General features: G+C 38.8%; 15 protein-coding genes. 12 read left to right on the top strand and 3 right to left on the bottom strand.

Annotated elements, in window-relative coordinates:
- The first annotated feature begins 473 nt into the window (after nucleotides 1-473).
- From hydA to M3204_RS23345, 4 genes are all read left to right on the top strand, one after another.
- The gene (gene hydA / locus M3204_RS23360) at nucleotides 474-1,892 is read left to right on the top strand and encodes a dihydropyrimidinase (RefSeq protein ID WP_251489012.1); all 1,419 of its coding nucleotides are present in this window, start codon (nucleotides 474-476) and stop codon (nucleotides 1,890-1,892) included.
- 244 nt (nucleotides 1,893-2,136) lie between these two features.
- A complete protein-coding gene (locus tag M3204_RS23355; RefSeq protein WP_251489011.1) occupies nucleotides 2,137-3,612 on the top strand; it encodes an NCS1 family transporter in 1,476 nt (491 codons plus the stop codon).
- 10 nt (nucleotides 3,613-3,622) lie between these two features.
- Nucleotides 3,623-3,847: a hypothetical protein gene (locus tag M3204_RS23350; RefSeq protein ID WP_435367745.1), complete on the top strand. Its 225-nt coding sequence runs from the start codon at nucleotides 3,623-3,625 to the stop codon at nucleotides 3,845-3,847.
- A 21-nt stretch (nucleotides 3,848-3,868) separates the two neighbouring features.
- Nucleotides 3,869-4,099, top strand: a complete 231-nt coding sequence (locus tag M3204_RS23345) for a hypothetical protein (protein ID WP_251489009.1) — start codon at nucleotides 3,869-3,871, stop codon at nucleotides 4,097-4,099.
- 96 nt (nucleotides 4,100-4,195) lie between these two features.
- Here the strand turns inward: M3204_RS23345 and M3204_RS23815 are convergent, their stop codons facing one another.
- Complete coding sequence (locus M3204_RS23815; protein ID WP_285857145.1) at nucleotides 4,196-4,321, bottom strand: hypothetical protein; 126 nt, start codon at nucleotides 4,319-4,321, stop codon at nucleotides 4,196-4,198.
- Between the two features lie 112 nt (nucleotides 4,322-4,433).
- Between M3204_RS23815 and M3204_RS23340 the strand changes: the two genes are divergently transcribed.
- From M3204_RS23340 to M3204_RS23330, 3 genes are all read left to right on the top strand, one after another.
- Nucleotides 4,434-4,706 (top strand): hypothetical protein, encoded by a 273-nt coding sequence (locus tag M3204_RS23340; RefSeq protein ID WP_251489008.1) that lies wholly within the window; start codon nucleotides 4,434-4,436, stop codon nucleotides 4,704-4,706.
- A gap of 18 nt (nucleotides 4,707-4,724) precedes the next feature.
- Nucleotides 4,725-5,081: a DUF402 domain-containing protein gene (locus M3204_RS23335; protein ID WP_251489007.1), complete on the top strand. Its 357-nt coding sequence runs from the start codon at nucleotides 4,725-4,727 to the stop codon at nucleotides 5,079-5,081.
- 196 nt (nucleotides 5,082-5,277) lie between these two features.
- Nucleotides 5,278-5,658 carry a hypothetical protein gene (locus M3204_RS23330; protein ID WP_251489004.1) on the top strand — a complete coding sequence of 127 codons (381 nt, stop codon included), beginning with the start codon at nucleotides 5,278-5,280 and terminating at the stop codon, nucleotides 5,656-5,658.
- Nucleotides 5,659-5,789: 131 nt separating this feature from the next.
- On the opposite strand, the gene M3204_RS23325 is transcribed toward M3204_RS23330, so the two are convergent.
- Nucleotides 5,790-6,251: a DinB family protein gene (locus M3204_RS23325; protein ID WP_251489013.1), complete on the bottom strand. Its 462-nt coding sequence runs from the start codon at nucleotides 6,249-6,251 to the stop codon at nucleotides 5,790-5,792.
- Nucleotides 6,252-6,477: 226 nt separating this feature from the next.
- Between M3204_RS23325 and M3204_RS23320 the strand changes: the two genes are divergently transcribed.
- The 4 genes from M3204_RS23320 to M3204_RS23305 all read left to right on the top strand — a co-directional run bounded on the left by M3204_RS23320 (nucleotide 6,478) and on the right by M3204_RS23305 (nucleotide 7,843).
- Entirely contained in the window at nucleotides 6,478-6,615 is a 138-nt protein-coding gene (locus tag M3204_RS23320) for a hypothetical protein (RefSeq protein WP_251489003.1), read from the top strand.
- A 127-nt stretch (nucleotides 6,616-6,742) separates the two neighbouring features.
- Nucleotides 6,743-7,249 carry an NUDIX hydrolase gene (locus M3204_RS23315; RefSeq protein ID WP_251489002.1) on the top strand — a complete coding sequence of 169 codons (507 nt, stop codon included), beginning with the start codon at nucleotides 6,743-6,745 and terminating at the stop codon, nucleotides 7,247-7,249.
- Between the two features lie 178 nt (nucleotides 7,250-7,427).
- Nucleotides 7,428-7,646, top strand: coding sequence for a hypothetical protein (locus M3204_RS23310; RefSeq protein ID WP_251489000.1), 219 nt, complete (start codon nucleotides 7,428-7,430; stop codon nucleotides 7,644-7,646).
- Nucleotides 7,631-7,843 carry a hypothetical protein gene (locus M3204_RS23305; protein WP_251488999.1) on the top strand — a complete coding sequence of 71 codons (213 nt, stop codon included), beginning with the start codon at nucleotides 7,631-7,633 and terminating at the stop codon, nucleotides 7,841-7,843. Before M3204_RS23310 ends, M3204_RS23305 begins: the two co-directional genes overlap by 16 nt.
- 14 nt (nucleotides 7,844-7,857) lie before the next feature.
- Here the strand turns inward: M3204_RS23305 and M3204_RS23300 are convergent, their stop codons facing one another.
- On the bottom strand, nucleotides 7,858-8,250 hold the full coding sequence (locus M3204_RS23300) for a hypothetical protein (RefSeq protein WP_251488998.1): 393 nt from the start codon (nucleotides 8,248-8,250) through the stop codon (nucleotides 7,858-7,860).
- 197 nt (nucleotides 8,251-8,447) lie between these two features.
- On the opposite strand from M3204_RS23300, the gene M3204_RS23295 reads away from it, so the two are divergent.
- Nucleotides 8,448-8,900, top strand: a complete 453-nt coding sequence (locus tag M3204_RS23295; protein WP_251488996.1) for a DUF4362 domain-containing protein — start codon at nucleotides 8,448-8,450, stop codon at nucleotides 8,898-8,900.
- Nucleotides 8,901-9,101 lie beyond the last annotated feature (201 nt).

Genomic DNA, 9,101 nt, shown 5'->3' with positions numbered 1-9,101 from the left:
AATGTAGAAACGGGGCACATAAAAAAGATAAATGTGCCCGGTTAGGTGGGGAAATGAAGAAACGGGGCACATAAAGAAGAAATATGTGCCCGGTTAGGTGAGGGAATGTAGAAACGGGGCACATAAAAAAGATAAATGTGCCCGGTTAGGTGGGGAAATGAAGAAACGGGGCACATAAAGAAGAAATATGTGCCCGGTTAGGTGAGGGAATGTAGAAACGGGGCACATAAAGAAGAAATATGTGCCCGGTTAGGTGAGGGAATGTAGAAGCGGGGCGCATAAAGAAGAGAAATGTGTCCAGTTAGGTGAGGAAAGAGAAAAACCGGTAACTTTCCAAAGGAATGATTTTACACATAATAGTGGGTTTGACTGTTGCAAAGCTCCGAAACGGTAATATGAATGTGCCCGAATCAAATCGCTATCTTTATTTAAGAAGATCAATAAAAATAGCTTTCTTTTAAGGAGGAAAATGGATGAATAAAGTGATAAAGAACGGAACAATCGTTACAGCAACGGATACGTACCAGGCGGATGTCTTAATTGAAAATGGCGTGATCAGCATGATTGGGGAAAACCTGCCAACGCAGGGAGTGGAGGTTGTCGATGCGAAGGGCTGCTATGTCTTCCCTGGTGGTGTTGACCCGCACACTCATTTTGATATGCCATTTGGCGGGACGGTTACGAAGGACGATTTTGAAACGGGTACGATTGCGGCGGCGTTTGGCGGTACGACGACCGTTATTGATTTTTGCTTAACGAATAAAGGGGTTCCTTTAAAAAATGCGATCGAAACTTGGCATGCCAAGTCAAAGGAGAAGGCAGTTATTGATTATGGCTTCCATTTAATGATCGGTGAAATTAATGACCAAGTTTTAAACCAGCTGCCTGCTGTCATTGATGAAGAGGGTATTACATCGTTTAAGGTCTTTATGGCTTATAAAAATGTGCTTCAGGCTGATGATGAAACGTTATTTAAGACTTTGTTGGCTGCTAAGGAACTCGGCGCCCTTGTTATGGTTCATGCCGAAAACGGTGATGTTATTGAGTATTTGACAAAGCAGGCATTGGCGCAGGGAAATACCGATCCGATCTACCATGCATTGACCAGACCTGCAGAAGTGGAGGGGGAAGCGACTGAACGGGCTGCAACCTTTACCGGACTGGCGAAGTCCCAGCTTTATGTTGTTCACGTTTCCTGTGCGGATGCATCAAGAAAAATTGCCGAAGCGAGAAATAAGGGAATCGAAGTCTGGGGTGAAACTTGCCCTCAGTACCTTGTATTGGATCAATCCTACCTGGAAAAGCCAGACTTTGAAGGCGCAAAGTATGTGTGGTCACCGCCGCTTCGGGAAAAGTGGAACCAGGATGCATTATGGAACGCCTTGAAGACTGGTCAGCTGCAAACAGTTGGCTCGGATCAGTGCTCGTTTGATTTCAAAGGACAGAAGGAGCTAGGAAGAGGCGATTTTTCCAAAATTCCAAACGGCGGGCCTATCGTCGAGGATCGTGTTTCCATTATGTTCTCTGAGGGAGTCCTGAAGGGAAGAATCTCACTAAACCAATTCGTTGAGGTAACTTCTACAAGAGCTGCTAAGCTGTTTGGTTTGTATCCGAAGAAAGGAACAATCGCTGTTGGGGCAGATGCGGATCTTGTGATTTTTGATCCGACTGTCGAGAGAACGATTTCTGCTGAAACCCACCATTTGGCTGTCGATTATAGCGCATTTGAAGGAATGAAAGTGACTGGTGAGCCTGTGTCCGTGTTATCTCGAGGGGAGTTTGTCATCCGTGATAAAACCTTCGTTGGAAAGCCAGGCACCGGACAGTATCTAAAACGGGCAAAATATGGTGAAAGCAACACAAAAAGTACAAGGGAATCCCTAACTTTATAATTCTGCCAGACACCCTGCAACAGTATAGAAGAATTCGCGGCAGCCATCCATTAAGATCCATAAACCACAGTGAGGGGGGAATCCCCTTGCTGCTGGTAATGGTTTGATAGCTCATAGCTTTGGTTGTTATGAAGAGAAGGAGGTGGAACAGAAGATCAATGCCAAGCCAGTTGTGTCTTTTAGTTGATAATCTCCGTCATTTGAATTCAGAAAATTGTGTATATTTATTCTTGGGGGTGTCTGAATGAGTAAAAAAGGAAACTATTTAAAGTCGCCAGATTTGCTGCCGATTTCGCATGATGACAGGAAGATCGGTGCCTTTGGATTTGCTGTTATCTGGGTAGGGATGGCTGTTGTTTTAGCCGCCTTTGCCATTGGTGGATCCGGGATCCAAACTTTGCCGTTAGGGTGGGTGATTGTTGCTACGCTAATAGGCTCGGTAGCGATTGGAATATTCATGACGATCATTGGTGATATAGGGGTTGAACATGGACTATCGTTTCCTGTCTATATGAGGGCGCCGTTCGGTACATTCGGTACACACATTCCATCATTAGTTCGAGGAATTACCGCGTCATGCTGGTTCGGGATCAACACCTATTTTGGAGCAACAGCGATCAATGGTATTTTAAATTTACTTTATGGATTTGATAACTGGTTTATCTGTTTCGTGTTATTCGCAACCGTGCAGCTTGTGAATACAGCGCTTGGCATTAAAGCTGTCGAGCGGTTTGCCGATTTGGCTGCACCCATCATCATCATAATTTCTTCATGGATGTATGTGGCTCTTTCTGACAAAGCACTGGCAGAAGGAAGAGATATTTGGGTGTGGGTGGAAAGCCCGGTAACAGGTGGAGCTGCCTTCACCGCATTTATGGTTGTCGTCATGGCAAATATGGGATTCTGGGCAACACTCGCTGCGGATATGCCTTCATTGTCGAGATTCTTTAAAGCGCCTAAAAATGAGCGCAATTGGTTCAAGCGGAATAAAGCTCAGCTTGCGGGCAGTGTCATCGCGATGCCTCTCGTAAATACATTCATGGTGATCATTGGTGCCGTTTCTTATGTGGCTGTTTTGAACTATGATCCAATAGTCGGACTGCAGCAGGCTGCGAGCGGATTTATTTTAGGCGTATTATTACTGATGATTGTGCTGGCTCAATGGTCAACCAATACTTCCGCGAACGTCATTCCTGCCGCTACGATTTTCTCCAATGTTGGAGGTCCAAGGGTGCCATTCTGGATTGGGGTCATCATGGCTGGTGTTGTTGGAATTATCGTTCAGCCTTGGAGTCTGTTTGGCATCATCATTCCTGCTTTGCTTGTCATCGGCGGGATTCTTTCGGCAATCGTTGGTATTTTATTCACCGATTACTATGTGCTTCGTAAAAGAAGAGTGAATGTACAGGATCTATATGAAAATGATGGCCAGTTTAGATATATGAATGGCTTTAACCTGGCTGGACTGTTTGCATGGGTGGTCGGCGGCGCAGCTGCTTATTATTTTCCATCGTATTCTTTTATCGTCGGTTTTGCAGTCGGTGCGGTCGTCTACTATGTTCTTGCAAAATACTGGTGGTTTGAGAAATATAAGCAGGCCGAAATTGAAGACCCAAGTGATGAAAAGTATTTAGGCATCTCGGTTGGGCGTGACTGGGTCGTGGAAGAAGGACTGGATATGGTCATTGTTCCTGAGGCAACAAATCCAATAAATACTTAATGGAGGGAGAGTGCAGTCTTTGTCAGAGTATCAGGATTTTTTACAAGAGAGAGACCGGATGGACTTCATGATCCAGCAGGGCTATCGAATCAAGAATGTCGTAGAGAATTTGAGTGGAGCATTCGTGGAGTTTGAAAATGCACAGGGTGAGAATGAAACATTAAAAATTTTAACGCCAGATGCACGGAAGTATTTTTCGGTCCTGTTAATGAAGCAGCAAAAAACGGGTGCTTAGAAGGAAGGGGAGGGTTGAACGATGGAATATTTCTTAAGGTGCCGGGATAATGTTTTTCCTTGTGAAGTCACGATTGATGAGGACAATGGGCGGTATATGATCAAAAAAGCAGACTCAAGCGGCGAGGTGTTCAACTCCTCGTCAGAGCTTGTCCATTGGATTTTGACCAACTGGGAAACTGAGGATTTTCATGATGAGGCTCAGTTTGAGGAAATGCTTAAGGAAATCCAAGAATCTCTTCTGGTAAAATAGTTCTTTTTACAGCTGACCGACCGGTAATCTGGCTGGTTGGCTGTTTTTTGTTGCAGGTAAAAGGCAGGAACCAATCTCCTGCCTGTATTCATACGGCTACTTCCTCTTCTGGCTCTTTAACTTGTTCATTTCAAGCTCCGCAGCATATTCCTCTTGTGATTTTCCTTGCTTAAAACTTTCAGATTGAATTTTTCTGAACTTATTATCATTTTGATTAGGCATGTAAACACCTCCTTTTGAACATCAGTATTTTGTACAAAGGAAGGAGGATTATTCTATTAATTGAGTCCCTGAAATTACTTTTTAAAAAAGGTTGATCAAGGATGTGGGGGATTTGTTCCAAGAAGGATTAATGCACTTTTTGTTGAATTTACTTATTGTGTTAACGGAGGCTCTTTCTCCGAATGAGAATGAGAAAAACAAAGTCGGGGGCAGAAGGATGCTAAAGAGGAAATATGGTAGCCGTTCCGGATGGAGCAGAGTGTTACAAAGAAAATATGCTCAATCTTTTCTTGATACAAGAGAATTTAAGGGATATATAACTTTATTGTATATAAATCAGGTAACTGAACCGTTAATCGTAGGTTATGGAAATAAAAATATTTGAATAGCTGATCAAGGATATTTGTGGCTTCAACAATTTCCTATGGATAAAAACCACTCCGTAACAACCATGTTTAATGCCAATTGCGATGTTGTTCAATGGTATATAGACATTTGTCTTTGTAACGGGATAGATAATAACAATCCTTGGATGGATGATTTATTTATAGATATTGTTGTATTACCTTCTGGAGAGTTATTTGAAAAAGATGCTGATGAACTTGAAGAGGCTTTATTAGAAGGAATTATTGAGAAAGAACATTACGATCAAGCGAGGAATGAAGCAAGTAAACTTAAGAGGTTAATCAGCCAGGGGAAATATGAATTGATGCAACTATCAACACCCCATAAAGAATTATTATTAAATAAATTGAAATAGATTAACCGAGGAACTTAATAAAGACTTGCTGCTAATAAGGTTGTTTAGTCTGAGATGTAAAGGGACGGACCCTTAGGATACTCGCTCTTTTTGTTGAACTTATTGAACAAACGAAGCAGTAATGTTTAATAAGGGGGTGGTTGAAATGAAATAATTATAAAGTGATCTCGTCTTTTATTTATAAGGGGGTATCATAATGAATTTTGCAAAAAGCATACTGCCACTTAGTATCTTGATTATATTTTTAGTTAGTTGTAATAATAACTATTTGAGTAGTCCTTCAATCAGTAATCCAACCCCAAAAGATTATTTAAAAAATGAAGATGCTGATATATTTCTACTTGATGGTTATGTGTTTTCAAATGCAGAAGATGTAGAATGGGTAACAGAATTGGAATATGAGTTAGGTGGGCAAGTAGGTGAAATATCAAAACAAGCAGATAAGGCATCAAAGTTTAAAAATGGTACAGCGAATAAATTGCCGATAGGAACAAAGATATTCGAAACAAATACACCTGCATACATAGCAATTATTGGTGAAAAAGAGATACCATATTTGAAAATGGTTGAAGGATAAGTTGTTATTCAACTAACGGGTGCGTTGATCCAGGAAGGATAAAGCACCTTTTTTTTATTGACCAAACGTGGCAGCTTAGCTTAATAAAGCTAATTAAAGCTCCCTTTTCATTAGAAAAGAGAGCCCTTTTTTTAAGCGTACTGCCTAACAATTAGATCGGAAGAAATCGGTTTAAGTTCCAATTCCCGTGACCAAATTGATAATTGTCCAATGTGATGAACTTCATGAGTGATGAGGTGACGGATTATCTTACCATAAGTAAATGAATAATATGTACCTCCCTTACCATTTATATGTATTTTTTTGTTTTCATAGTCATTAGTCAAATTACGAAGGAATGTTTCTGTTATTGTTTTTGTAAATATAGAGTACCTTATAACCTCGTCTAAATTAGAAATGGAGTTCTTTTCAGGATAGTCATGAGGTTCTTCAAGCATGTAATTAATCCATAATAGTTCACAGTCGATAACATGGATAAGGTTTTTTAAGATACTTCCCATACCGCCAATTCTTTCAGCCTGTAACTCTTCTAAGGATAAAGACTTACACCATTTAAACCAGTCCTCTCTTACCTGCCAATTATATAAAAACATATCTAACAAAATTATCCCCTCCTAAAAGATATATTGATTATTTTAACAATAAACTCAATTCATTTGGTACAATTTGTTAAAAGGTGCTTTATTTTTTGAAAGAAAAAAGGGGTTTCTATAATGAGTTATAAAATCGCATTTTTTGATGTTGATGGAACTATTTATAGATTTGGAGGAGATTACTTCTATAGATGTTGAAAAATTTGTTCCTTATGTATTAGGAGATATGGAGTACGATAAGGACCTTCTCAATGAAAAGCTTAATGTTTTTACTAACAATCAAATAATCGGTTATATAGAGACATCAGTTGATCTTGGGAAACTGATTATTAAACCAATCCTTACAAAACAAGTCATTAATTAATAGGGGTATGGACCCATGGGGAAATTGGCTACCTATTTGAATTCTTCCTAATTAAACAAACGAGGAAGGAATGGTGAGCTAATATGCAATTAATAAACAAAAATTTCTGAATTAGGGAGGTTTGAATATGCCATTTCCTACACACATTGTATCTGCTGGTGGATTTGTAGAAGATTCGGAAGGAAATATTCTTTTAGTAAAAACTCGTGACGGTGGTTGGGTTTATCCTGGAGGACAAGTGGAAGTCGGAGAAAATCTCATGGACGCTTTGGTTCGTGAAATAAAAGAAGAAAGCGGAATTAGCACGACGGTTAGCTACTTAGTTGGTGTCTATTCAAATACGGGTTCTTTTAAATGGTACGATGGTGTTACTGATGTTCCTACACAAGTTATTTTTGACTTCGTATGTCAACCTGTTGGTGGTCAGTTAGCTGTTTCTGAAGAAACCACTGATAGCCGCTGGGTAGCGAAAGATCAAGTTCTAGACTTGATTACACATCCTGCTATTCGAACTCGCTATCAAGCTTATCTGGAGTTTAAGGGAGAGGTAAATTACATTGAATATATTACGAACCCCGGGTTTAAAATCAAGCACCAGACAGGGATATCGAAGCAGATTGTTTCTCCATTATGAAATTGACAGGCGCTCGTTGATCAGGAAAGATAAATAGGCTTTTGGAAAAAATCCTTGTTAAAGATACGATGCAGTTTAGTTGAATAAGCAGATGAAAGCCATATAAAGATGATGGCTCTATTAGCACCTTTAACAGGAAATAATCGTCTGTTTATATAAAGAGGAGGGAGGAAAAGCAATGAAGCTTAAAAAGCTTATCTTCGGAATATTTTTAATGACCTTACTGTTAACAGGCTGCATAAGTGAACCTCAAGAAATTATTAAGGTGGATATGCGTAATAAGGAAAATGATCAATTTGAAACTCATAAAACAATCCTTGATTTAGACAAAGTAACCGAAGTTAAGACATACTTAATAAAGTTCAGTGGCAGAAAGGTAATTTGTCCACTACAATAAATCCTGATTATATAGTCTATTTTTATTCGGAAGAAGACGAAACAAAAGGAAAAAAAGCTCCAACTGCTGTTTACCAAATTTACGTTGGACCAAATGATAAGCAGATAGGAATTCTATCCGATAGTGAAAAATATGCAAAGTTAGGAGATGAAGATTCACGAAGACTGATTACTATCTTGACCTTTGAAAATGTATAAAAGGACTAGTATTATTACTCGATAATTAGATTAATCGTATCATTTGCTATTCCTTCCCCTAATGCTTGAATATGTAGGTGGTCAAGAAGGGATGGCTGGTCAAAATTCCAGGTTAAAGTAAATTGTTCATCCTTATCATCCTCTTTAATGTCATATCCTATAAGTTTTCTTTGATTCCAGGTTTCTGTACCTGTTGGCATTAACCAAAACAAGACAGTCTCAGTGTTCTCGGCTTTTACATTAAACGTTATCTTTTTCATTCCTTTTGGTATTAGAACCCAATTACCTTTTTGGGGATATTCAGTATTAAGGCTAATTATATTAGGTTGAGCGGAAGTAACATTTTGATTTTCGACTGGTTGTAGTGCTGATAAAAGACTTAAAACAAGAAAAGACTTCAAAATCATCAATGTACTCACCTCTAAGATTAGTTTCTCCCTTTTCAGTATTACTATGTGCTTGTTTCACTAACGGGGCAGGAAGAAATCCTACGAATAAGCGAGTATTAGCTAGAAAATCGTATTAAACTGAGGAGTTTAAGAAGGAATTCTATTTAATAGTCTGGAATATAACTAAAAAATACAAAATGAACATTGGGGGAGAAATGAGAAGCTTTTTATTTGCTGGAATTTTCATTTCCTTTGTAATAAGTATAATAATTGGTTGTTCGAAGAACGAAGCATACAACTCAGAGGAAGCAATTAAAAGAGGCGACGTAGTTTATCACAGTGAAGTAGTCAATCTAAAGAGATTTAAACAGTTCTTAATTAACCTAACTAACAAAAAAGAAGACACTTTACGAGTTACAGGATATACGGACGAAGGGGGTCCTATATTCCAAGACTTGCATTTTGATGGAAACGTTATTCAATATACTTACGATAATTCACACGATGAATTTGCTGGGAACGATAAAGGAAAAGAAAAAGATGTATGTACAGAAATCATTGATAGGGCAAATGAACAAGGCGAAATTGAATTTTTGATAAGTGGCTGTTCAACTGGCAATGACAGAATTCTTATTCGTGTAGAAAAAGAAAAATTAAAAGACAATTGAAATGCGTCTTGATTCAGAGTTATTAATTTCCTTTTTTTGTTTAATTCTTCTTAATGAATTCTAACAAAGCAGAATAGCATTCCTGTAGATCGCTATTTTTGAGCTTTGAAAAAAATAGGGCTCCTCAGTAAGATATGAGTAAGACACGACTCTAACTCAAACTTAGGAGGAACCCTTACTATGAAGTTTAAAATGCAGGAC

Source organism: Mesobacillus subterraneus (assembly GCF_023715485.1).
Classification (GTDB): domain Bacteria; phylum Bacillota; class Bacilli; order Bacillales; family Cytobacillaceae; genus Mesobacillus; species Mesobacillus subterraneus_B.
Note: the sequence above shows the minus strand (reverse complement) of the source record. Positions and strands in the feature narration are given on the sequence as shown.